Origin of the sequence: Paenibacillus senegalensis JC66, from assembly GCF_000285515.1 — a bacterium.
Taxonomy (GTDB): domain Bacteria; phylum Bacillota; class Bacilli; order Paenibacillales; family NBRC-103111; genus Paenibacillus_L; species Paenibacillus_L senegalensis.
Genome location: NZ_HE610968.1, coordinates 7,587 through 30,996, shown reverse-complemented (window position 1 = coordinate 30,996; position 23,410 = coordinate 7,587). Strand labels below are relative to the sequence as shown.

The window sequence follows — 23,410 nt, the reverse complement described above, 5'->3', positions numbered from 1 at the left end:
ATTAAACCTCCTTCACTTCAATGTATTGCAGAAGAACGGTATCGGCCGTAATCGGTATAGAGACTAAGTTACGGCTGATAACCTCATTATTGCTCGTTTGCAGTTCAATCTTTTCAATATGAGTTACAGAGTTCTCCGGCACCATGTACTTGAGAAATACGGTCTTGTCCTCCATATCCTTATTTTCGAATTGAGTGATTTCATAGATGTCATTAAGCACCACTTTATGGATCTTGCCTTCGGTATATTGTGCTATATCATTCAGATAGCTGGTAACTATCATTTAACGATGACCTCCGATCCTTCGCTGGCAAAAGGCACTACCCCGAGTCTCCATCCCGTTGACAACCGGGTTTCCCTGGTAAGAGGCAGGTAAGAAATCTTCTCTTGCAAGCCGATTTGATCTTTAATTGCCGTTTCCTGCTGATAAACAATATTGGCTGGTACAACCGTCTTGACGGTGTACTCCACTTCGCGAAAAAGATTCGCATCCTCTACACTGGTCGTCAGAGTCAAAATAAAATTCTCTACATCGACTCGAACTGATGCCCGGCCCGGCTCCAGCAAGAAATCCAACCGGTCCTGCAAATACCGCAACGTAAATGGCGGTCTAGTTGAATAACGATTAATCAAGCGAAGCCGGCGCAATTGCAAATCCTCGTTAACTGGGTCGGCGCGAATGCCTAATTGCAGTTCCCGGCGGCGAATGGCGCGTTCACTTGCGGTTTCGACAAACTGATCGTCCAGCAAGCGTTGAAGCGCCCGCTCCAATTCGGCGGTCTCCCTATCCTCTACCTCGGCCAGCTGCTTCATTTCGCGAATTTGGCTGTACCATTCTGGCAAATAGGACAGAATCGGATCACTCATTAAGCTTCACCATCCTCAACAAGCAATGTCACAGCCCCAAGTACAGGAATTTCATCAGTACCAAGCTGAACATTCCCTTGTCCTCCGTTCAACTTCGTATCGGCAACATCTTCAATCCCGTTAATGGACAGGATCCTGGCTTCGATATGACTCGTCCGTACCGTAAGGTAAGGCTCGTCCTTCCAGCTCTTACGCAGCGACAATAAATATTCGTCAACCGCTTCTTCCAGTTCCTCACGGATTTGTTCAACACTCGTATCCATGGACAGAGTAAGCTTAGTTTCCAGTGAAATATCTATACTCTCGGTGCCTGTAACCGTCACTTTGTGTCCTATTGGAGCAAGACCCAAACCTTCTCCGTTGTTTACCTCCGGATCTACCTTGGTTTGAATCTCATCGACCAGCTCCGGCGAAGGAGAAGAAAAGTCACTGCCAATGATCGTGCACTTCACCGTACCTCCGCCGTTCCAAACCGGATATACCTTTACACCACCAACTCCGGAGAACCCGCTTAGTTTTTGCTTATAATCAGACACATTTCCTCCAAAAGGCTGTTCATTAACAACCTCATAAAAACGCTGGCGAAGCGCTTCGTCTGATTCCTCATCCACACCGGCCGCATAAATATCGCCAAGCTGAGCTATAGCCAAGCCTTCCACATGGTCAACCGGGAGCAGCGTGCCATAATGGGCATTCCCTTCCGCACCGGGCAGCTCCGCCTCCAGAATGTATTGTCCAGGTGCACGAGCTTCAACGACTCTGTAATATACACCATTAATAGAAAAACGGTTTCCCAATGGTACCGAAACAGGCTGTCCTTGGGCATTAGTAAACGAACCCCAGCGTTTCGCCTTTGTCGCCGGAAAGCGTACGACCCCGAACTCTTTCGTTCGTCGCCCTAAATATTCACCGCTGGCTGTATCTGCAAAGGAAAGTGTATATTGATTATCCAAGTCTATATAAAATTGGGCTAATTCTGCTGCAGCTGGAGCCAGTGCATCATAAATAATACTGCCTTCTCTTTTGTCCAGATCATCGGGAACCCGTCTCAGCATCCTCTGCAAAATAGCTTCATAGGTTTGCTGTTCATACATCCTGCCCCACCTCCTGACTCACCTCAAACGTTCCGTAGCTGGACTGTACGGTGCATTGAACCGTTATTCCATCTAAAGAAAAGCTCCAGTCGAAATCGGTGACATTTTCTATTCGATCATCTTGCAGTAGAGCTTCTTTAATCCGCCGGGCCATTTCAGATTGAACATACAAACGATCCCCGCCAATCAAGCTTTTAAGCTCACTTCCGTAATTAAAGCTGTAGATTAAATACTCGTATCTTTCCGTCCGCAAAATTTTAGCGACTGCCTGTTTAACAGCCTCCAAGCCGTCCACTTTGCCGGAAATCCTTCTTTGATCGGGTAAAATCCGGTAAGTACGGCTTGGCTTTTGCCGCGGTCTTGTATTTTCTATTTCGCCAAGTCTGGCGCCTTGAGGTATCATTGGCTCACCACCCTGCCAAGAGCGATGAAGCTTTGTCCTCCTTGCATACGCAAGAGAATCAGCTTGTCGCCCTGTTCAATTCCCCGGCGGACGAGCCATTCCCGTCCGTCCAGGTTTAATTTGTATTCAGTCAAATGCTCAGGGATAATTAAAAAATCCTTTGGCAGCAAGGTGCGCTGATCCACCCTGACTTCCAAAGGATTCGTTCGTTGAACCGTTCCGTACACGACGGCTACGGGACTTCCGGCTTCCACTGCTCCGACACCGGCTTTTTTAATAATTTCAATCATTTTCATTCGATCACCTTCAAATTTAGACTCATCGTATGATCAGCCCCCTGAAGCTGATGGGTGCAGTCCTCAACCAGGAAATGGGTACGGATATCCAAGTCTTCAATAATAACCGGAAGCATACAGCCTGCTCTTACACGCAGGTCGCCTAGCGCATCCAGCTTCAGTGTTTTCGTTTCACGGTTTCTTAAGCGAATGAGACGATCCAGCAAATTTTTAATCTGCGCTTCATTAAAGTTGTCATCCGCCTTCTCAAACAACTGCAGACGTCCCCAGCGGGCAATATTAGCACTATCCTGGGCAATATAGACATCCCTACTGTTGGTCTGCTTGTTATCCTGCACGACCTTGACACGGTTGTACGTGTCCGAATCAATCGAAGTGGAATAGCTGTAATCATAGAGCAGGCTTTGCGGCCCCAGCACCAAATCAATGCTCCAATTGTTAATATTCCGCAGCCTAAGCGAGCCATAATCATCGTAGAACACGTACAACCCAAGATTTGCCACAAGCGTTAAATCCAGAGCCTTGTAGATGATATCCAAGAGCTTTTTATTATCTTCAAGCATAGTTGGAATAACGTGGCCGGTGTCTTCCAGCACCCCTGTCTTTAACTGACAATCCTCGGCAATGCGTTGAATGACCTGAGTAGCGGTGACGTTAGTAAACAAATAAGTGTCGTTGTTCATCAAATAACGGATTTGATCATACGCTTTGACCTTAACTTCTTCGTCCCTGCCCCGATCTATGGAAAATATATATCCATAGAACAAATCGACCCCGTTTTTCCGCAGTCGAATAACATCCCCATTGCCAAAAGTAAACTCCCGGCTTTGGTAGAGAGCTCCCGTTAGAAAAGTGACATCTAATGAGGCGGGCGATCCGATACGGGTCGTTTTCCAGGTAGCCCCGCTCACCAAAGAGCTGATATCCCATACGTTGCCGTTGCGGTTATCCAGCTTGATTTCATAGCTCATCCGGCAACCCCCTAAGGCAGCTTAAGAACCATTCCGATCGGCAGCTTATTAAGCTGATGACCAGCGATTCCGTTTAGCTGTTGAATTTCTTTATAGCGGGAGCCATCCCCGAGACATTTTTGCGCTACTCTCCATAAGCCTTCTCCCGGTTTCAGAGCGTATGTTTTCGGCTGTTCCCTCTCAACCGGACGTGGAGGCTCTTCAGCCTCCAGCTGCTGCGAACTTTCATCTACGTACAGCTTTTTAGCTGAATAAAATACATATTCCTTCAAGGAAAGCTTGTACTGGATGTCGCCAGGCGTACCGGCAACTTCTTTCCAGGTAAAATCCTCAATGCTCATCGCCAAATTAATCTCGTTATATTCCCGTATATCCTGCCGAATCGGGTTATATGCATTGTAGACAAACCGAATGGGCCTCATCTTGTCCATCCACTTGAGAATTTTTTGCACATATTCCATCGGTCGAAGCAGTTCACTACTGACTACCAAATGCGTATCGGTAACAGCAGGGAAGAAGCTTTCTATGGAGATTTGTTTTAGCTCCGGCTCTTTAATAACATTCACTTCCCCGAGTCCCAGCACAGAGTAGGACTTGCTGCTGCCTCCCCGGGATACTTCGATTGACGGGGGATTAACCGGAAGCTGGAAAATCTCTTCCTCATTGTTATAGCTCAGCCATATGGCCGCAGATGTCGCAGACATTAGGCATACACCCCCTCAGCTACAGATACGAATTCCTCTTCCAGCTTCTGCTCGATGCGGGTAATAATCTTGTCGACATCATAGCCGCTGTTAATATCGCCTGTCGTCATTTGCACCGTTGGTGTCAAGGTGACGAAATTTTGAATGCTCTGGATCTCCGCCAGCTCCCTCATCAGCTTCAGATCCTCGCTAGCGACATCGACAGTGTCATTGATTTTGCCTACTTCTCCGACTTTACCGATATCTGGTGTAGTGGTTTTAGGAATAGGCGTATTAGGATGCTGTTGATCCCATAGATCTAAGGCTCCAGAATCACCTTGATCTACAATTTCATCCATACTAAATTTATTTTTAAGATCATCCATAGAGAAGTCTTCAATAAAATCTTGACCGGCTTCTTTGAAACCGCTAAAATCAGCTCTGAATTCGATTTCACTTATAGCGTTGTGTTCTATTCCTAATAAGCCAGCAAAGAAACCGCTGAGATCATTAATCCCGCGAATAAATCCATTAATCAAATCAATGATAAAGTTGATGGCTGTTTCTGCAGTATCGACGATGAAACCAAAAACATTACTGAATGTCTGTTTTAAACCATGCACTCTGGATTGCAACACGATAAAAACGCCGATTGCCAAGGCTACGAGACCAACAATAATACCTAGCGGACTAGCTATCATAGTTAAATTTAGTGCCTTCATTACTGTTACCACGCTTGCAATTACCATTCGACTAATTTGGGAAATCGCGTTAAATAGTTTGGTTACAGTGACATAGAACAAAAGCATGGAGCCCAGAACAGCTATGATGGGAATCATACCCATAAAAATTTCAGCCACTTTTGCTATACCCGCCTTAACCAGTTCCAAAGCAGGAGGAACGAAAGAAGCCAACCAGGTAATAAATGAAGCAAACATTTCAAACCCTACAGCTAAAGCATTGAAAAATGGATCTAATTGACCACTTTCAAACATCGTTATCAGCATATCCAATAAAGGACTGAATGCTTCCAATGCCGTTTGGCCAATGACCGCCAGTTGATTTTGAAAGATATTTAAAAGAGTCGTCCACTGATTTGCTGGACTGTCCATCATCGTTTCAAAAGCTTCCCGCCCCATCCCAGCAGACTCCAGTAATTTATCAAACTGCTGAATAAATCCATCAATATCTTTAGTTTCGGCAAGATCTTTAAGTTTAAATTTTTCAATGTCTTTTTCTGGTATTTTAAATTGTTTTGCTAGAGAGCTCACATCTCCTTTGAGAGCATTATTAATGGCAGAAGCAGCATCTTCAAATTTTCCCGAAGGATCCATAACGTTCATTTGAGCAGCTAAGCGATTAAGCTCACTTAATTGTCCTGAATTTTTGGTTATCCCCATATTGCCAAGTGCTCCCGTGAGATACTTATTTACATCAACTCCAGCATGCAACGCTTCTTTTCTATATTTTTCAAACATCGCTGTCCCAACAGATTCGCTTCCTGTTCTGGCAACAAACATATCTTTTAGTTTTGTCTGTTCTCCTGCAGCTTTTAGGGAAGGACCAAGGAAACCCGCTATTTTTTTTCCTAATGAATAAATTGAGGTTAGTTCATCCTTAATCCCTTTGAAGATCCCTTTTCCAGGCTTTTGAAATGTTTGAGTTACGAAATTCCGAAAAGCTGTACCTGCATTTCTAATAGAAGTGATAAATAGAGTCTGTGCGTTATTCAAAGAATTAATAATAGAATTGATCCGAGACATCAGTGAAATTGAAGTTGTCAAATTTTTAATCCAATTTCCTTTTATAAATTGACTATTTCTCACTGCTTGATCTATTTGTTTTAATTTATCATGACCTTTATCAAGATAAATGTTCATTCTAATTACGCCACGAATTAAGGTCTCATTAATTTTACTTGGAACCCTGCTCAAGGTCTTAAACCCTTCAAACATAGCTAATGAATCATTAAGGTTCAATTTCGTTCACCCCCTTCAGGGTTTGTCTACTTTTTCTTGCGTATCCTTTTCTTTTCCTCGGCTACGCGTATATCGATCATGGCGAAGATCGCGGCCTTCTCGTACCGCGACATCTTCGCCAGATCATGGGGAAGGATGGATAGCTCGTGGAGGGCATAGTAAGCGTAATTCGCTTCCCCATCCCCTCCTTCGATTAGTTTTTTACTTCGTCAATCAGCTCACCCATATCCTTATCGAAGCCGTTGATTTCCTGAACCTTCTGGATCAGGGTCGCATATTCGCCCGGAAGGAGCATTTTTCTAAGCAGCTTTTCCGCTCCGAGGACTCCATACGATTTTTGCAGGGCTTCATCCTTCAGGTTAGGAAAGACTACGCTGGATACAGCAAGCTTGGCCACATAATCATCAGAGCTGATTTCCGAAGTATAAGCGCCGCCCTTGCCTTTGACCTTGCGCGTAGCCGCTTTGCGGCACTCTTCATTTTCTTCCTCCGTCATGCTTCGGAGCTTCCATGAAATCGGCTGGCCGTTAGCATCCTTAAACCGGGAAGATACGATGACTTCTTCATGCAGGTCCGCTAATGCATTTTGTGCAAAAAAGGCACTTAATTGACTCATTTATTTTGTTCCCCTTTCTTAATTAGCCTAAAGTAGGTGCGTTAAAGCTTCGCGAAATTTCAATATTTTCAAAAGTGAATTCGACTTCCTCTTCCAACGCCTCCGACTCGGTATCGAGGCTGGCCATGACGACACTGTTCAAGTTGACGTCTTTTAAGACGACTTCCTGGGTGCCGATGCTTGAAGCCGGATCTTGATTAATAATCTTGATGTCGAAGTACGTATCAACGCCGTTTCTCATATACTCATACATCATCTGGCGGAAGCGGGACGTCACATAATAAATCGTCATGCTCCCGGTACCGCTCCAGCCAATCGCTTTGTGCTGCGTGCCACGTCTTCCCAGCGTTTTAATTTCTGCCTTTTCCTTTTCCACAGTCGCTTCCAGCGTTTTAATGTAGAACATTTCCTCAATGTTGCCATTAATCGTAGCGTAGGCTCTACCTTCCTGACCGGAAATGGTATCTCTCGCTCTCAAAAATGCCATTCTAGTTCACCTTCACTTTCATATAAATTTTTTCAATGGCATCCACCGGTTGGACGCGGGCTTCCACGTAAATGCTGTCTGACTCCTCACCAGGCTCAACCATAATATCCTCCTGCGGATCGAAGTTTTGGATCGCGTTCAAGTTCTGATAAAGCTCCAGGTCATTGACGCATTCCGAGCGGAACAGACCGCGGCCGTCAGCGTTGTTGTCCACCTTGCCGATATAATATAGTTCAAATTTGCGTTTGAAATCGTTAGCCAGCCCGTCCAATACGCGGATGACGCGGTTTTTGGAGAAGGCTTTGCCTTTTTGCGGCGTAAAGCTGACCAATGTATTGATGTCCTGCTCAACAACCGCTCGGCCATTGGTGTGAACAAAAACCAGCTCTCCCGAACGCAAAGCTTCTTCGATTTGCGAGGAAGTATAGCGAATGCTTGCGTCTACGGCATCATCATACGCTTGATAGGTAAGGGATTGATTCACTTCAGCAGCAGCTGTAGCAGCAGCTACCCAAGCGGTTGCTTGAGCCGCATCAAGGCTCGTCCCATCAGAGAGCACAACACCATTCTTCACACTGATGATGCCTTCATAGTCGGCAATCGGATGATTTGCGAGAACGGCTTGAATCTTCTTGCCCTCCAGCTCTCTCAATCGTCTGACAAACGTTACGCAGACCGATTTCAGGTCAGCTTGCTCACTAGGCAGTGCAAGGGTATGAAAGTCTTCTGCCCCTACAGCTTCTAAATAATCCATATAATCCTGGTTAGTGGCGGTTCCATCTTCTCCTCCGCTCAACCGTATGCCGGCTGCCGGCTCCAATGCACCTTCGCCACTAAAATCTACCCAGGCATTAGACTGCAATTCCGAAGTATCGCTCACCACTTGCGTATCCACTTCTGCCCCGGACAAGTACGTAACCACTTCCGTCATTGCGGGTTCATCCACATGAGCCCTTACCGCGACGCTGATGTCATTTCCACGGCTGCCGCTGTTCTTTGCAATAACCGTAATGCCTTCTCCCAATGTCGCTCTTGCTTTCTCGCCAGAGTTCACCCGGTAAAGCAGCAGCTTGTTAGCCCGCTTCAGTGCTTCTTTAACGAGCAGGACTTGCGGGGCAGTCAAGTCATAGCCGAGCTTCTGCTGAACATTGTCACCCGCTTGAATTTCAATGATTTGTTTTTCGGGCCCCCAGCTTAAAACTAGCGGCATCGTAACCGTTCCCCGCTCCCCTCTTACGGATGGGGCTTTAGACTCCCCGGTAAATTGAATATAAACACCCGGACGAATTTTATTTTGTGTTGTCCAAGTTCCTCCTGCCATTTACTTCGCCTCCCTTTGTAAAAATTCCTGAATCTGTTGTTTAGCGTGCTCTACTGTACATGGACTTTGTTCGTCCAACAGGGCATTAAGAATGTCTTTGTGAATCTGGGAAAACTGTGTCGATTGAAGTAATTGCGCCTTGCTGAACACAGTCTCTGATTTTGGAGTTGCTTTTTTCTTGGCCATTAGCGAATTATTCCCTCCTGATTCATGGTTCTCATCCGTACTGATGCTGGTTTCTGCTTCATTAAGTGAAAAGCGTAGGTTCCATAGAAATGGAATACTCCGTCAACGATCTCTTCACGGAACTGATTTCCGCGAATCAAGCTGCCTTCGTCCTCGATATATTCGAGAGCCGATAACAGCGATTCCGCCACGGCCAGTGTCTCCGCTTGGGTTGTTTCCGCAGCAGGATAGTAACGAATGACGAAAGCTTGGGAGCGTCTGTAACGCCTCCCCATTTCTTTGCTCTGCTCTACTGGAAACATTTCAAGCTCGAACCCTGGCGGGACGAAATCCTCGCCTGGAGAGCCGGCTAGCACGGGGATATCCGGAAAATGCTGCTGAAGGGTGTGCACGATCCCCTGCCTTATGGAATCAATAGTCATGGCGGCTTGTCCCTCCTTTATTCGTCCCTTCACTTATAGGTGGCAAGCGTATGACAACATATGTTCGCATTTTTTTTGATTTAGTTTCTCCCATAGAACATACGCCAAAGAAAAAAAGAGCCGTCGGCTCTTTGAACAACTAAACAATCGTGTTGTGCGTATATAACTGTAGGGGAAAATTAGGAAAGGAATGAATACTCTTGAAAAAATGGATATTGGGTTTCATTTGTGGTGTCATGCTAATAGTTTTGACTGCGGCCTCTCCTTCAAATGCAATATATGGAGTCCTATTTCCAAGCGAAGTTACCTTTTATGATGGAGATACAGCTAGAAGCTTTGACACGGCTGGAGGATATCAAATTCTCAACTATAACAACAAAGCGTATATTCCATTAAGAGCATTTGCTGAAGAGATGGGTGCAACTGTAAATTATGAACAACCTGGCCAAGATGGTATCCATAAAATCGACATTTATCAAGGAAAGGCGCCCATCACTTGGGAACCGTTGAGGCAAGGAGTTGATCCCTTTTGTCAAAATACTGAGACCATTTTTATTTCTCCCAGCTACGAGGAATGGATTAATGATAATGAGAACCTTAATCTTGGAGTGTCAATTACTAATAATCTTGATGAAGATATCATGGTAAGTTCCATCGATCTTATTTTCCAAGTTCGTCCAAGGGATAGTCGTGAAGTAATTTATAGCCGAACTTTACCTTCTTTTTCAGGAATAATCCCTAGTAATTTCTCTTATGAGGCGAAATTCGCTTGGGATCTTATTGGAAATGATGGTAAAAGGGTGGCTCCAGGAGATTATTACTTTGAACTGGTGCGCCCAAAGCATGTCCAATATGAGACTCTAGAGAGTGAAGAGGTTAAAACTGTAGAAATTAGCAAAGGAGTCGGTGGATGTAATTTAGGCTATTATGGCACAACGATATATTGATGCAATGGTTAATGTTGAAGGAGCGACAACTGTAACTGTCGCTCCTTCAACATACTAGTGAAACCATTACATTAAATAATCCTCGCTCCAATAAACAACCGGATGATTTAAAGCGTTACCGAATATAATCTGCTTGGTCCAGCTTAAATCAATAGATAGTTATCACAAAGCGTTCGAGATTGCATCCCATGCCTCTACCCACATATACTTTACTCTCTTCTCCACTGCCTGCAACCGTATAGGCTATTTCCGATGGTTTTTTAACCTCAATTAAGTAATCCCCAGGCGGATAGTTTCCGAGGCCTGTTTGTTCCCATGGTATTGTTGCCGAATAACCATAACGAGAAGGAATTAGCCCTTGAAGAATTGGAAGTTGTTGGCTATATATTAACTCTTCCATCTGGCGGTCGTATATCTCAAAAGATAGTTCGACCGGATCAATTAGAATGTCATCTTCTAAAAAACTATAAAAATCTACTACAAAGCCGCTTGGGTTCTCATTTACTTTGTAATCCTTCGGTACTCCAGGTGTAATAAGCTCCCCTCACAGTTACAGGTTTTTTATTTCTCCTGTCTACCGTAAGGGGAGCATATCATAGTCACCATAGATGACAGAGGCACTCTCTTCTCTAATTATTGCCGATCATTCTCCGGAAAAATCGAAGCGAGGTCTATCGTCAAACAAGGAATTGTCGGAGATTGGAGATGATCCTCTTCCGTTAAAGTGGCCGCAAGCCGGTAGCCTACCCCTTCGGTTAACACGAATTGGTCTACCGTCCGATAGCTGGGGTCAGCTAGCCAATATTCTTTGACGCCGTGTTTCTCATATAATTCTTTCTTGATTGTCTTGTCTCTCCGTCCCGTACTGTTAGATAAAACTTCAACAAGCAAATCAGGTACACCGAACACGAAACCATTACGGATAATCCCAAGGTTCGCATTGGCTATATAAATGACGTCTGGCTGTACGATATTCTCCTCGTCGAAGTGAACATCCATTGGAGCGAGCAATATTTCCCCCTCTTCTTTGCATGCCCCATGAAATGCAAGATAAAAATTCGTCAATATCTTCTGGTGCACATATTTGGGGGAGGATAAAAAATCATACCGAATCCCGCCTATGATTTCGTAGCGCTCAGGCACATCGTAAATCCCTTGCTGTTCTCTTACTTTTGAGGTCTGTTTGGGATTAGATGGTTTGGATGAACTCATCAAACATCACTCCTCATCAGATCATAATAATCGTACACTCGTTCTTATTATTATAACCCGCTTCGGGATGGCTTTCATAGTCTCAAGGTCTGCTCATCCTCTAGCCCCGTTGCAGTTTCTTCTAACCATGAAATAGTCCGATTAATGTTCTTCCGCCTCAATCAGCTTAGATAACTTGATCTGGGCCCGCCGGATATACTGGCTGACAGACCCTTTGGTCACTTGCAGCAATTCAGCAATCTCTTGATACGAAAAGCATTCTCCATGAGCTAGCAAGTAACACTCGCGCTCTCTGTCACTCAACATCGATAACGCCTGTTCAAGCCTGGCACGATCCCCATCGCTCAGATTTGCGGGGCTGCCGGCAGCGCTTCGCTGCACATAGGCTTGCATATGAATAGGATCGACCAGCTTTTCCCTTTGGTAAGCTGCGCGCCGCTCAATCCCGCGTCGATTTCCGGGCATTCGTCCGGCCTGAATCCACTCGACGACAAACCCGCAGTCACCAGCCATTTCCGAAAGCATCCGGCTTTGAGCAGGCTCATGCTGCTGGTTTTGTTTGACATTCCAGAGCATACGCTGTGTACCTTTGTAAGATTCGGCCAAAGATTCCATTGACAGCCACTCTCCATTCGTTCTCTGAACGTGCAATTTCCCTGTTCCTTTCATAACAGATCCTCTCCTTCTATTTAAATTTTCTCGAATTACCAAAACGGTAACTTTCAATTCAAAAAAATAGTAATCTATCAGATTCTCACAAAAAACTAGCTGCTAATGTTTCACTCCACCTAATTAATTACCGTATTGGCAACTTTATTTCACTATATCATTGCCATTTCGGTAATGTCAATTATTTTATTTCCATATTGGCAATTCTATTTATTACCGTAATGGTAAATGCTATGATGGCTTTAATCCATTACTAATAAAGGGGATGCTCCTATGAGCGTTTTGGGAAATAGAATCAAACACCTTAGAGAACAAGCCTCGCTTTCCCAGAAGCGATTAGCGGAAGCACTTGGCATATCCAATGTCCAGCTTTCCCGCTATGAAACCGGCGACCGCAAGCCTGACCCCGATACGATCCGGCAAATCGCCGATTATTTTGATGTATCGGTGGACTATTTATTGGGACGCGACACGCCGTCAAAGCCATCACCGGATTTAGATGATCCGGAGCTTACGATCTTGTTCCGCAGTTTACAAAGCGCTTCACCCGAGATCCGGGAAGAAACCCGCAAATTTCTGGAGTTTCTGATGGAGAAGGAAAAGAATCGCAAGCCCGGGGACCCACAAGGGTACAAATAATACATGCATTACGTAATTCGAATTTCACTGTAAAATGCCAAAAAGCCCAAAAGGGCCTTTCTTTTTCTTTAATAACCCAATATATATTCCCATTATTGATTAATAAAGAGGTGTTGATTATGCTTGCCAACTATAAGTGCACCCCCTTCGAACAATGGATTGAGGATGTTTTCCTCCGTTATAGCATTATCCAGCCGCAGCATCTCTGCATTGATTACGTCGCTAGAAAATTTAATATCTGGGTCTATTACCGCAAGTTCAATAGCGCTCATTTTCAACTGGGAAGAGGACTGTACAGCGTCAATATAGATGCCCGTTTAACGAAAGAAGAACAATGGGAGGACTTTTTGCATGAGCTGTGTCATGTGCTGCGGCATGAGGGAAATCAATTAGTGATGGCGGAATCGTTCCGCAGGTGGCAGGAACAGGACGCTAATCACTTCGTCCCTTATGCGGCCATGCCGTTTTTCATGTTGAAAAGACTGGAAATCCCGCAGCAGAAGGAGGATATTCTTGATTTATTTATCCACACCTTTAAAGTCACACGAACACTGGCAGAGAAACGATTAGAACAAATTCAACGCCGCATTCTCCAAACTGTTTGGGACGAGGAATGGAAAAAGCGGTGCGAAATCGCATCAGTAATAACAGCTCGAAGAATTCCTGCTTCCGTTTGCGCTCCTGTGGATAGAAAGTTAGAATAAAGTCGTGGATTAGAGGCTCTGAAACCACCGCTGGTTGTACACAATTAACTTATCCACATAATTATCCACAACATGTTAACAAAGGAATGGATGTTCGTTAAATTATCCACATTCTATATTTTGGAGGCACCTTATGAATCATGAACATTGGATGCGGGAAGCTCTGCAGGAAGCCAAAAAAGCAGAACAAAAAAAAGAGGTGCCTATTGGAGCCATAGTCGTTTGGAATGATCGAATAATAGGCCGCGGACATAACCTGCGGGAAACATCGTTGGACCCGACTTCCCATGCCGAGATGATTGCGATTCGCGAAGCGAGCGAATACCTGCAGGCTTGGCGGCTTCTCGATTGCAGCCTATATGTAACTCTAGAGCCATGCCCGATGTGTGCCGGGGCTATCGTCCAGTCCAGAATTCCCCGGGTCATCTATGGAACACCGGATCCTAAAGCGGGCTGTGCTGGAACGCTTATGAATTTGCTTCAGGAGGAACGTTTTAATCACCGGGTAGAAGTGATTTCCGGAGTTCTTCGTGAAGAGTGCGCTTCTCTGCTGACCTCTTTTTTCCGCCAGCTGCGAAGCCAGTCTTAAACCGGGGTTTGTGGATGAAGACCTGTGATCATTTAGGGTTGCAATTTGTTTGCTCATATAGCGGAGATCGATGGATGATGTGGTCGATCGGCCCCGTCATGCAGCGAAACACCGCGCGCTGGGAGCTGTGCGCGGTCAACGGTTAAGAAGTTATCCACAGCTAAAAAGGGAGCAGATCTTTATTTACATGGCCTTCCTGTGCTATAATTTAATTATTATGCGCCCGTAGCTCAGCAGGATAGAGCATCAGTTTCCTAAACTGCAGGTCGTACGTTCGAATCGTATCGGGCGCGCCAGTTTTTTATCTGACTGCATCAATCGAGACGTAGCTCAGCTTGGTAGAGCGCTTGCTTCGGGAGCAAGAGGTCGCAGGTTCAAATCCTGTCGTCTCGACCACCACATATGAAGTGTAAGGGGACTCTTCACAGGGTCTCTTTCTTGCTGTTAGAGAATTTACAGGTTCCCGGGACCAGCGCAAAGCTCTAGACATCGCTGGAGAAGCCCGGGGTATATTTTTGCAGGGTTATATTCCAGGATATATTCCGGGCTTATTATGCAGCTTGCGATTCTCTACCAGTCCTTAACCTTCATTATTGCTTACAACCAATACAATCATCCAGGAAAGGGAGACGATAATCATTTCTACTCAGGAAATATCTAGTTCTATCCACCAAAAAAGGCCCCTGATCCTGGTCGCTCTCTTACTGGCTATTTTCATGTCCGCCATCGAAGGAACGATTATAGCCACCGCTATGCCCAGCATTGTAGCTGATCTCGGCGGTTTTTCCCTGTTTAGCTGGGTGTTCTCTGGATACCTGCTGCTGCAAGCGATTACTATTCCGATCTATGGGAAGCTGGCTGATCTGTTTGGCCGCAAACCGGTCATCTTGATTGGCATTATTTTATTCCTCATTGGTTCTCTAGCTTGCGGATTTGCGGAAACGATGGTGCAGCTTATTTTCTTCCGCATGCTTCAAGGTTTGGGAGCGGGAGCGGTGCAACCAATCGCTATGACACTCGTCGGGGACCTTTATTCATTAGAAGAACGGGGCAAAATTCAAGGGTATCTGGCTAGTGTTTGGGGAATCTCATCGGTTATCGGTCCAGCTGTAGGAGGATTATTCGTCCAGTTTATCGATTGGGCTTGGGTGTTCTGGATGAACATTCCGATCGGCATACTGTCCATGGTTTTCCTTATTCTATTCTTAAAGGAAACTACAGAGAAGAAAAAGCCTGCCATAGATTATTTGGGTTCCCTATACTTGCTTATTACGGTCAGTCCGCTCATGCTGCTGCTAATCGGCGGAGGTACGATCTGGCCCTGGAACAGCTGGCCTATTCTGTTAATGGTAGTGCTCACGGTGCTTGGACTCGTTCTGTTTCTGCTGCAGGAAACCCGGGCTCCCGAGCCTATGATGCCCTTAACGCTTTGGAAAAACCGGATTATCTCCATCAGCAATCTGGCAGGACTGACTACAGGAATTATTTTGATTGGATTATCCACTTTTCTGCCTACCTATCTTCAAGGCGTTATCGAGTTAACTCCTACGGCGGCCGGATTCGTTTTGGCATCCATGTCCATTAGCTGGTCTATTTCGGCAACCGTCGCCGGGAAGAAATTAATCCATTTCGGCTTCAGGCGGATGATCGTTGCCGGTGGAGTTATTTTGCTGATAGGGGTCTCTTTCTTTGCAGTAATGAAGCCGGAATATGGACCGTATTTCCCAATGAGCGGAGCAATCATCATTGGCCTCGCTATGGGAATGCTGTACACCACCTTTACAGTCGTTATTCAAAATAGCGTGCCGTGGAATCAAAGAGGCGTCGCTACAGCTTCCCACATGTTTACCCGCATTCTGGGGAATACCTTAGGTGCTGCCCTGCTGGGGGGAATTTTGAACGCCAGGCTCGGGCCTTTTCTCGCCCAGCAGCGGGCGGTAACCGGATTAAACGTTGACCTGGACGTGGCCAATGAGCTTCTCGATCCAGAGAAAAAAGCGGTTCTTTCACAGCAGGTTGTCGATGTATTGAAAGAAGGCCTGTCCCTTTCCCTACATAGTGTGTATATGACTGTCGCAGCCATAGCTGTGATTACCCTAATCCTTATTTTTTTCTTTCCGAAAAAAGCTCTGCAATCCTAGTTTCTGTATGGCAGTTGGAAAACAGGACATAATTTTAAAAGTCGAATCAATTTACAGGAGAGCGTGTTTTTTCTCTCATTCTGCGGATTAAAAGCGCAAGTCTGACCCCTAGCGCCGCTAGCGAGCACTATTTAATTCAGGCCTCGCGTAGTTGACGAAACCGTTTATCGAGACTGATTATACCCGGAGGAGATGATGTCTTATGGAAAATCAAAAGCTGTCCAACCAAGTCAAATTAAGCTATGAAGATCGCGGCAGCGGCAATGCTGTCGTTCTGCTTCACGGGTTTTGCGGCAGCTCCCAATATTGGAAGGAGATTATTCCATTGCTTGAAACGGCTTATCGGGTAATTGTTCCTGACCTGCGCGGGCATGGAGCATCTTCCGTTCCCGATGAACCCTATTTGATGGAAACGATCGCGACAGATATTGCCTTGCTGCTGGACAAGCTCGGTATTGACAAGGCGGTGCTGTGCGGCCATTCCATGGGAGGTTACGCAGCCTCGGCATTCGCCGGTGCTTATCCGAACAAGCTGGCCGGGCTTTCTCTTATTCACTCCACTACCCTGCCTGACGACGAGGGCGGCAAACAAAAACGTACGGAAGCGATGGAGCTTATTCGCAAAGAAGGCGTCGCACCCTTTGTTGAGGGGCTGATCCCGAAATTATTTGCTGATCAGACGCTGCAGATAAACAAAGCCATTGTCCAGCAGGCTGTCGATATTGGCAACAACACTCCTCCGTTAGGCGCGATCCGTTCAGCAGAAGGCATGAGGGAGCGGATTGACCGGACATTAATCGTTGAAAAGCTGCAGGTCCCCGTCCTTCTAGTGGCTGGCAGCAAAGACAAGGTGATTTCCCCGGATAAGACCTTCACGCCTCAAGGAGCCCATATCCATAAACATAAGATTGAAAAAGCGGGCCATATGAGCATGATGGAATGCCCCGATGAGTTAATCGAGCCTCTGAAGACATTTTTGGCTCAATGCTATTAATTTTATTCCTCTGCCTCCCTATTAAATGAAACAGCTTGCGAACAACACCAACGATCCCGTTAACTTGGGCCGTTTGGTGTTTTTTTGCAGGCCTATCCCTTTTCACGGGAATTACCAAAGCCAAAGCAAACTTTACTATGCTATCATTCGTTATAGAAGTAACAATTAATAAAAAATGTGGCCGGATAAACCCGGTAGATCGATATAGGTTAATGGCTTTGCAAGGAAAGGATACGATCATGATTATCATTGATAAGCTGTGCAAACAGTTTAAATCCGGCCCTCCAGTCCTCGATCAGCTTTCTTTAACGATCGATCAAGGGATTTTTGGCTTACTGGGTCCTAACGGTGCAGGAAAAACAACGCTAATCAAAATAATGGCAGCCATTCTGGCCCCATCCTCAGGATCAATTACAATGAAGCATCTTTCGCTTACTAAGGAACCGGACAAGCTGCGCCATATGATCGGATACCTGCCGCAATCATTTCAGGTGTATCCTCAGCTGACAGGGTATGAGTTTATGGAGCATATCGCTTTGATTAAAGGGCTGACCCATCCCCGGCAGCGGCAGCAGGAGATAGAGGGCTTGCTGGATCAGCTTAATCTGGGCAGCAAGGCTTACCAAAAGGTGAAGACCTATTCAAGCGGTATGAAGCAGCGGCTGGGAATCGCCCAGGCTATGCTGGGGCAGCCTGAAGTGCTCATTGTAGATGAGCCTACTGCAGGACTCGATCCAGAAGAAAAAGTCAATTTGCGAAACGTGCTGTCCGAGTTTGGGGAAAACCGTATCATTCTCATGTCCACCCACATTGTCGCAGACATTGAATGCTGCTGTCAGCGGATCGCCGTGCTGAATCAAGGCAGGATATGCTTTCAAGGCACGCAAAAACAGCTGCTCGAAGCGGCAAGCGGATACGTCTGGGAGGCAGAGCTTGAAGAAGCTGAATGGATCCAATACGCTGATAAGCTATCGGTTAAGCTCCTGCGGACTCGCCCATCTGCTAAAGGCTTTGTCCACAAACTGATAACCGACAACCCTAACGATTTGCCTGAGCATGCCGTGCCCATTGATCCGACTTTGGAAGATGCTTACCTGGCCGTTATCGGAGGTGCCGGGCAGTGAAATCCTGGTTCCAGCAATTGCGTTTGGAAATTCGCCTGCTGAATGGTCAAAGCTATTTGTATTTGCTGCCGCTTTTATACGGCGCATGGCTTGCCTTCCATCTCTCCTCTACCGTAGACGCAGAGGGATACGGCAATCTGTTTGTACTGGTCTTTCAATTTCACAGTATGCAATTTGTGCTAACCCTCGGGGTGGCCATGATTCTTGGGATCCTGCTTATCCGCAGAGATTTGCACCGTGCCGGTTATGGATGGATGAGAAGCCTGCCAATCACGTCTTTTACCCAAGTGACTACGAAGTTTGCCGCTGCATTTGGTTATTTGACGTTATTTACAGTAAGCATGACCCTAGTCGTTGTTTATTACGGCATAATTAATGAATGGCCTTGGCCAACTTTAAGGGATCATTTGCTGTTTTTTATTGTACAGGCGCAGTTAGCGTATGCTGTTACGTTAGCTTTAGCTCTTTTGCTCGGTGTTACGATTACCAGCCGAATTTGTTATTTGATTGGATTCTGTGCTTGGATGTTCGGCACCTTTTTTATTGATTTGGTGCTGGTTACAGGGATGAGAGCTTACCCGCTGGTCACCTTTCATCTCAGCCAGTTTACGCTGTCTTCGCCATTGGAAAATGAGATGTCCGGCTATTCGCTGTTTCAATATGAACTAATTACGATTCGTACATTTGCTCTATGGTTCACGGCTCTAATGCTCGTTTCAGCAATTGCTTACTTAAACAGGCTGCGTCCATCCAGCCGCCGCCGTCAATGGCAGGCCGGATTTATTTTCATCCTTATACTAACAATTGCCGCTTACTATCCGAATGGAGCTCTTTGGATCGACCGCTACACTTTTCAACAGGAGACCATCGCAGAATCTCTGGATTTGGACTTTATAAGCGCAGAAACCGTTTCTGCGCCTACAGAGTTACAAATTCGTGAATATCATCTGAACATTATCAATGGGCCGGATGATACCTTCCGCCTACATGCAAAGCTGGAATTAGCCCCGAACGAGCTCAATCAGCCAGGGCAAACCTTAACCTTTACTCTCAATCGGCAGTTCCACGTGGAACGTGTTCTGTTGAATGGAGCTGAAGCCCCTTTATCCCGTGAAGGTGATTTCATCCGAATCGATTTGCAACCACTGGAAAGTGACATTCTCGTCTTGGAGGAAATAGAGCTTCTGTATAGCGGCAACCTGGAAGAATGGCTAGTTGTGGACGGATACCCTTCAATTGCATACTTCATGACCCCGGAACAAGTGTACTTGCCTGAGCAGGCTTACTGGTATCCGGTTCCTGGACAGCATTACCGCTATGCAAGTATTGACAATAGCTTTCTAACGTCTTTGGGAGCCTATCCTTATTACGAATCGCCGCTGGATCCAATCTCTTTTGTTGTAAAGGCCGAAGGATTCCAGCACAAGCTATTTTCGAGCTTGCGGCAAGTTGAATCTGGCAATGACAGCCTTGATTTTCAAACCTTTGAAGGGAAGTCGACCGGGATCACTCTGCTGGGCGGCAAGCAACTAATCGAGGTAAGTCTGCCTGAGGAACCCGTTACTATAGTAACAACATCGAGCAATAAGCGTTCTGCTGAACGTTTCCTGACCACTTTGCACGAGCACCTCAATTATTACCGATCTTGGCTGGATAGTCCCATCAGCGACGTTGAACAGATTTTTTACCAGCAAATGAACCTGCCTTATCAGTACCCGTATGGCGCTGTCATTAAAGGCCATGCCTTATTCCTGGAAGAAAACCTTGGGAGCAGATTAGATGATTACACGACTCATCAAGCCCTCATTTCATTGCTTTTTAATGACACCATTTATTATTATGACAATTACATTCTTAGTCTCGATGAAGAAAACAAATCCGTGACCAGTCATATCCGCAGTGCTTTCTTTTATCTTTATCTGCGCGATCATTTAGGGTTTAGCCATCAGGAAATTATCGCAGGGGCATATTTTGACGTCTATCCTTTACTAATGTTGCACGGATACACGAATGAACCGAATCTGGACATCTATGCGATGATCGATCAAGCTGTTACAGAAGGAAATACCGAGCAGGCAAAAAAAGTGCTCCGGGAATTCCACCGCAGAGGCTTAACTGTAAGTTTAACCGGCAATCCTTACTTCTCAACAGAAAGCGAATTAAAGCCGGTAATTTCGAAAGAAGACTGGCTGCTTGTATGGAAGTCATTTGCTAATAAGATGAATTGAAGATTTGGGTGTTCATACCCAAACCGGAGAAAGGAGTTCGCTCCATGATGAACGTATCCGACGAATGGCTGGTTCAACGGATGGCCGAGGGCGATCAGGTTGCGTTTGAGGCATTTATTCACCGCTATCACGGGCCCTTGCTCGGTTACCTGGAAAGACATCTTCGTAACCGCGAGAAGGCCGAGGATTTGGTACAGGAGACGTTTCTGCGCATGCTCCGCCAGCTTCAGAAGTCGAGCATCCCGGCTCAAATCCGGCCCTGGCTTTATAAAGTTGCCTTGAATCTATGCCGCGACTATTGGAAAAGCATAAGTTACCGCAATGATCAGCAAACGCAAACTGTTTTGGATTTCGTTGATCGCCGGGACGAAGGGCCCTCAGTTATAGAAATTTTCGAGCGGCAGGAAACGCGAAAAGAAATTTTACGATCCCTTGACCAGCTAAGCAGCATTCAAAGAGAAATCGTTCTGCTTCGCTTTTATCAGGAGCTTAAGCTGCAAGAAATCGCTGACATTATGGATATCCCGTTATCGACTGTAAAAACGAATTTATACCAATCGCTAAAAAAGCTGCGTAGCCGGCTGGTTGCCAACTCCGCACAATCGCAGACTAAGGAGGGAAACCATTATGCGTGAGCCCGATATCCAAGAGATAAACCAATTGGAACAAGAACTGGCAAAACCTTTATCATCCTATCTGGTAGGCTCCCCCAAACCGGAAGATACTAAACGTTTGCTCGCTTCCCTGCAGGGCGAATTTGACCTTTTGAAACGGTCTGCACCTGCCACCATTTCTTTTCCAGAGCAAGCGAGAGCCCGTTCATCCTTTTGGAAGCAATGCTTAAACCAGTTGCGTATTTACCACAAAGCGTATTGGATTGTGAGCGTTTGTATTTTTGCTATGCTTACGCTTTTAACAGGGACCCTTAATTTCGAATACCAGCCTGCTGGCAGCGATTTCTTCTCTCTATTTCTGCCTTTGTTTTTAATTGCGAGCATCCTGTTCAGCTTTCGCACCTGGAATAAAGAAATGAGGACAGTTGAGCAAATCACTCCGTTTCCTCCCGCATTTCTTATTCTTAGCCGGCTGTTCATCCTGATGACAATGATTTTGCTTCTCGGTCTAATCAGTACCGTGTATTTGCATTGGACTATGTATCAGTTTCCCTTCTTGTCCTTTTTGTCCTTCTGGCTGTCCAACTCTCTTTTTATTGTTGGAGCGATGGCTTTCGGCATCTACCGGAAAGGGCTTCTGACTGGATTAGCCTGCGCTATTATCGCATGGACGGTCTATCGGCTGGTTTGGTCTTGGATTATCAATAATGTAGGCTGGCACTCCGATCTCATTTTGTTGTCTCAAGCTTTGTTTCTTATTCTCGGTCTGATCGGCTTAAGTCAGCTCTACCGCAGAGGAAAGCAAATTTCTGCCGCAGGTGTCGAGCAGGAGAACCATCATGATTGAAATCCAAGATTTGCTGCACACCCAAGGTAAATTTACTTTATCGATCCCTCGCCTTGTCATTCGTCCAGGGATTACGGTCATCGTTGGAAGCAACGGGGCAGGCAAATCTACACTGCTTAGGCTGCTGGCTACCGTTATGGCTCCGCAGAAAGGAACCATTACCTATCTGGGGAAAACGACCGAGCAAGCGCTGCCGCTTATTCGTACCTATACTGGATACGTGCCAACAGGGATCGAATTGTATGAAGACATGACTCCGCTGCGTTTTCTGAACTATATGGCCGAATTAAAAGGGGTTCGCAGCCAAGAAAACATAGACTGCTGGCTAAACCGATTTGGGCTAGAAGGTAAGGGACGAAAGATCAAACAGCTTTCCCAAGGACAGCAGCAAAAATTGACGATTGCCCAAGCACTGCTAGGTGATCCATTGTTTCTTTATCTCGACGAGGTATTGACTTATTTGGATAGCTTGGAAAAAAACAATGTGATTCAGGAAATCTCCCGCTCTGCCAAGCAGCGTTGGGTCCTCGTATCGACTCATGAGATGAACGATTGGGCATTGGAAGCGGATGCTGTCCTGTGGCTTCACCAAGGGCGCATTGCTTTTTACGGTTCTTTATTGGAGTGGACATCAGATCTTGCCTGGAAGGTTTGGAGCGGACGCATTGAGCGTAAAGATTTGGCACTCATTCCAAAAGCCCAACTAATGTCTCATCAGGTTCAAGGAGATGAGGTACTCATCCGTATGATTGGTCCGGAAGCTCCTTTAGCTCAGCTGAAGCCGCTTACTCCGACCTTGGAGGATGCTTACTTTATCCGCAAGCTGACAAGGAATCCAGCCACAGTAACATACCCCTAAAAAATAGCAGGGGCCTCCGTAGAGGCCCCTTATCGTTGACGGCGACAACATTATAAGCATTCGGATTCAGTTAGCTGAATACAGTACATCGGCTCCATCTTCAACAAATGAGATGAACCTCAAGTACAAAGGTTAAAGGTCCCCTTCACCTTCAATCAGCTTCTTCTACCTCATTGCTACAAATGTTTGAACGGTTAAGTGTTTCGTGAACTTGTTCAACGGAACCACACTCTCTTGCCACCGTCATTTATTAGCGTGTGCAAGTCCCCTTTTTTTATTCACGAAAGAGCAACAATTATGTTCCTCGCACTCCCATAATCTCACGATTGTTGATTATTAATTTCTTAGCTGCCTTCACCATGATTGTTACGGCTGTGATTTTTATTTTTAGTTTCTTTCGAGCCGGATAAAGGAGCTTGCATGGCTGTATCGGTTTCATGATTTTCTAGTGCAGCGTTCATTTCCGCACCTGGGACCGGGACAGTTTTAGGCTTTGACATTTCACTTCCTCCCTCAAT

The 23,410-nt window shown here is 45.8% G+C and carries 26 protein-coding genes and 2 tRNA genes; 13 read left to right on the top strand and 15 right to left on the bottom strand.

The window, feature by feature from the left end:
* Position 1: 1 nt before the first annotated feature.
* The 13 genes from PSHG_RS25580 to PSHG_RS25520 all read right to left on the bottom strand — a co-directional run bounded on the left by PSHG_RS25580 (position 2) and on the right by PSHG_RS25520 (position 9,325).
* A complete protein-coding gene (locus PSHG_RS25580; RefSeq protein ID WP_010279872.1) occupies positions 2-283 on the bottom strand; it encodes a hypothetical protein in 282 nt (93 codons plus the stop codon).
* Positions 280-867 (bottom strand): putative phage tail protein, encoded by a 588-nt coding sequence (locus PSHG_RS25575; RefSeq protein WP_010279870.1) that lies wholly within the window; start codon positions 865-867, stop codon positions 280-282. Before PSHG_RS25575 ends, PSHG_RS25580 begins: the two co-directional genes overlap by 4 nt.
* Positions 867-1,961: a baseplate J/gp47 family protein gene (locus PSHG_RS25570; RefSeq protein ID WP_010279867.1), complete on the bottom strand. Its 1,095-nt coding sequence runs from the start codon at positions 1,959-1,961 to the stop codon at positions 867-869. The genes PSHG_RS25575 and PSHG_RS25570 overlap by 1 nt, the downstream gene beginning before the upstream one ends.
* Entirely contained in the window at positions 1,954-2,364 is a 411-nt protein-coding gene (locus PSHG_RS25565) for a DUF2634 domain-containing protein (RefSeq protein WP_010279864.1), read from the bottom strand. The genes PSHG_RS25570 and PSHG_RS25565 overlap by 8 nt, the downstream gene beginning before the upstream one ends.
* Positions 2,361-2,660, bottom strand: a complete 300-nt coding sequence (locus tag PSHG_RS25560) for a DUF2577 domain-containing protein (protein WP_010279859.1) — start codon at positions 2,658-2,660, stop codon at positions 2,361-2,363. The genes PSHG_RS25565 and PSHG_RS25560 overlap by 4 nt, the downstream gene beginning before the upstream one ends.
* Positions 2,657-3,631 carry an XkdQ/YqbQ family protein gene (locus tag PSHG_RS25555; RefSeq protein WP_010279854.1) on the bottom strand — a complete coding sequence of 325 codons (975 nt, stop codon included), beginning with the start codon at positions 3,629-3,631 and terminating at the stop codon, positions 2,657-2,659. Before PSHG_RS25555 ends, PSHG_RS25560 begins: the two co-directional genes overlap by 4 nt.
* 11 nt (positions 3,632-3,642) lie before the next feature.
* The gene (locus tag PSHG_RS25550) at positions 3,643-4,335 is read right to left on the bottom strand and encodes a LysM peptidoglycan-binding domain-containing protein (protein ID WP_010279850.1); all 693 of its coding nucleotides are present in this window, start codon (positions 4,333-4,335) and stop codon (positions 3,643-3,645) included.
* Complete coding sequence (locus PSHG_RS29070; RefSeq protein WP_010279848.1) at positions 4,335-6,293, bottom strand: phage tail tape measure protein; 1,959 nt, start codon at positions 6,291-6,293, stop codon at positions 4,335-4,337. Before PSHG_RS29070 ends, PSHG_RS25550 begins: the two co-directional genes overlap by 1 nt.
* A 193-nt stretch (positions 6,294-6,486) precedes the next feature.
* Positions 6,487-6,909: a phage tail assembly chaperone gene (locus PSHG_RS25540; RefSeq protein ID WP_010279845.1), complete on the bottom strand. Its 423-nt coding sequence runs from the start codon at positions 6,907-6,909 to the stop codon at positions 6,487-6,489.
* Between the two features lie 22 nt (positions 6,910-6,931).
* Positions 6,932-7,396: a phage tail tube protein gene (locus PSHG_RS25535; protein WP_010279843.1), complete on the bottom strand. Its 465-nt coding sequence runs from the start codon at positions 7,394-7,396 to the stop codon at positions 6,932-6,934.
* A gap of 1 nt (position 7,397) precedes the next feature.
* Positions 7,398-8,717, bottom strand: coding sequence for a phage tail sheath family protein (locus PSHG_RS25530; protein WP_010279840.1), 1,320 nt, complete (start codon positions 8,715-8,717; stop codon positions 7,398-7,400).
* Entirely contained in the window at positions 8,718-8,903 is a 186-nt protein-coding gene (locus PSHG_RS25525; RefSeq protein ID WP_010279837.1) for a hypothetical protein, read from the bottom strand.
* A complete protein-coding gene (locus PSHG_RS25520) occupies positions 8,903-9,325 on the bottom strand; it encodes a phage tail terminator family protein (protein ID WP_010279834.1) in 423 nt (140 codons plus the stop codon). Before PSHG_RS25520 ends, PSHG_RS25525 begins: the two co-directional genes overlap by 1 nt.
* A gap of 200 nt (positions 9,326-9,525) precedes the next feature.
* On the opposite strand from PSHG_RS25520, the gene PSHG_RS29735 reads away from it, so the two are divergent.
* On the top strand, positions 9,526-10,272 hold the full coding sequence (locus tag PSHG_RS29735; RefSeq protein ID WP_010279831.1) for a hypothetical protein: 747 nt from the start codon (positions 9,526-9,528) through the stop codon (positions 10,270-10,272).
* Positions 10,273-10,905: 633 nt separating this feature from the next.
* On the opposite strand, the gene PSHG_RS29060 is transcribed toward PSHG_RS29735, so the two are convergent.
* A complete protein-coding gene (locus PSHG_RS29060) occupies positions 10,906-11,484 on the bottom strand; it encodes a Uma2 family endonuclease (protein ID WP_010279829.1) in 579 nt (192 codons plus the stop codon).
* Positions 11,485-11,625: 141 nt separating this feature from the next.
* The gene (locus tag PSHG_RS25505) at positions 11,626-12,153 is read right to left on the bottom strand and encodes a sigma-70 family RNA polymerase sigma factor (protein WP_010279826.1); all 528 of its coding nucleotides are present in this window, start codon (positions 12,151-12,153) and stop codon (positions 11,626-11,628) included.
* Between the two features lie 273 nt (positions 12,154-12,426).
* Between PSHG_RS25505 and PSHG_RS25500 the strand changes: the two genes are divergently transcribed.
* The 12 genes from PSHG_RS25500 (at position 12,427) to PSHG_RS25440 (ending at position 22,892) form a co-directional block, all read left to right on the top strand.
* On the top strand, positions 12,427-12,792 hold the full coding sequence (locus tag PSHG_RS25500) for a helix-turn-helix domain-containing protein (RefSeq protein ID WP_010279824.1): 366 nt from the start codon (positions 12,427-12,429) through the stop codon (positions 12,790-12,792).
* 119 nt (positions 12,793-12,911) lie between these two features.
* Positions 12,912-13,496: an ImmA/IrrE family metallo-endopeptidase gene (locus tag PSHG_RS29055; RefSeq protein WP_010279822.1), complete on the top strand. Its 585-nt coding sequence runs from the start codon at positions 12,912-12,914 to the stop codon at positions 13,494-13,496.
* 133 nt (positions 13,497-13,629) lie between these two features.
* Entirely contained in the window at positions 13,630-14,085 is a 456-nt protein-coding gene (gene tadA / locus PSHG_RS25490; protein ID WP_010279819.1) for a tRNA adenosine(34) deaminase TadA, read from the top strand.
* A gap of 219 nt (positions 14,086-14,304) precedes the next feature.
* A tRNA-Arg gene (locus tag PSHG_RS25480) sits at positions 14,305-14,381 on the top strand.
* Between the two features lie 23 nt (positions 14,382-14,404).
* Positions 14,405-14,481 (top strand) — tRNA-Pro (locus PSHG_RS25475).
* Positions 14,482-14,696: 215 nt separating this feature from the next.
* Positions 14,697-16,226: an MDR family MFS transporter gene (locus PSHG_RS25470; RefSeq protein WP_316244857.1), complete on the top strand. Its 1,530-nt coding sequence runs from the start codon at positions 14,697-14,699 to the stop codon at positions 16,224-16,226.
* A gap of 202 nt (positions 16,227-16,428) precedes the next feature.
* Entirely contained in the window at positions 16,429-17,220 is a 792-nt protein-coding gene (locus PSHG_RS25465) for an alpha/beta fold hydrolase (protein ID WP_010279813.1), read from the top strand.
* 239 nt (positions 17,221-17,459) lie between these two features.
* Entirely contained in the window at positions 17,460-18,344 is an 885-nt protein-coding gene (locus tag PSHG_RS25460; RefSeq protein WP_026021606.1) for an ATP-binding cassette domain-containing protein, read from the top strand.
* Complete coding sequence (locus tag PSHG_RS25455) at positions 18,341-20,572, top strand: hypothetical protein (protein ID WP_010279807.1); 2,232 nt, start codon at positions 18,341-18,343, stop codon at positions 20,570-20,572. The genes PSHG_RS25460 and PSHG_RS25455 overlap by 4 nt, the downstream gene beginning before the upstream one ends.
* A gap of 44 nt (positions 20,573-20,616) precedes the next feature.
* On the top strand, positions 20,617-21,207 hold the full coding sequence (locus PSHG_RS25450) for an RNA polymerase sigma factor (RefSeq protein ID WP_010279804.1): 591 nt from the start codon (positions 20,617-20,619) through the stop codon (positions 21,205-21,207).
* The gene (locus PSHG_RS25445; protein ID WP_010279801.1) at positions 21,200-22,033 is read left to right on the top strand and encodes a hypothetical protein; all 834 of its coding nucleotides are present in this window, start codon (positions 21,200-21,202) and stop codon (positions 22,031-22,033) included. Before PSHG_RS25450 ends, PSHG_RS25445 begins: the two co-directional genes overlap by 8 nt.
* Positions 22,026-22,892, top strand: a complete 867-nt coding sequence (locus PSHG_RS25440; protein ID WP_010279798.1) for an ATP-binding cassette domain-containing protein — start codon at positions 22,026-22,028, stop codon at positions 22,890-22,892. The genes PSHG_RS25445 and PSHG_RS25440 overlap by 8 nt, the downstream gene beginning before the upstream one ends.
* Positions 22,893-23,410: the final 518 nt, after the last annotated feature.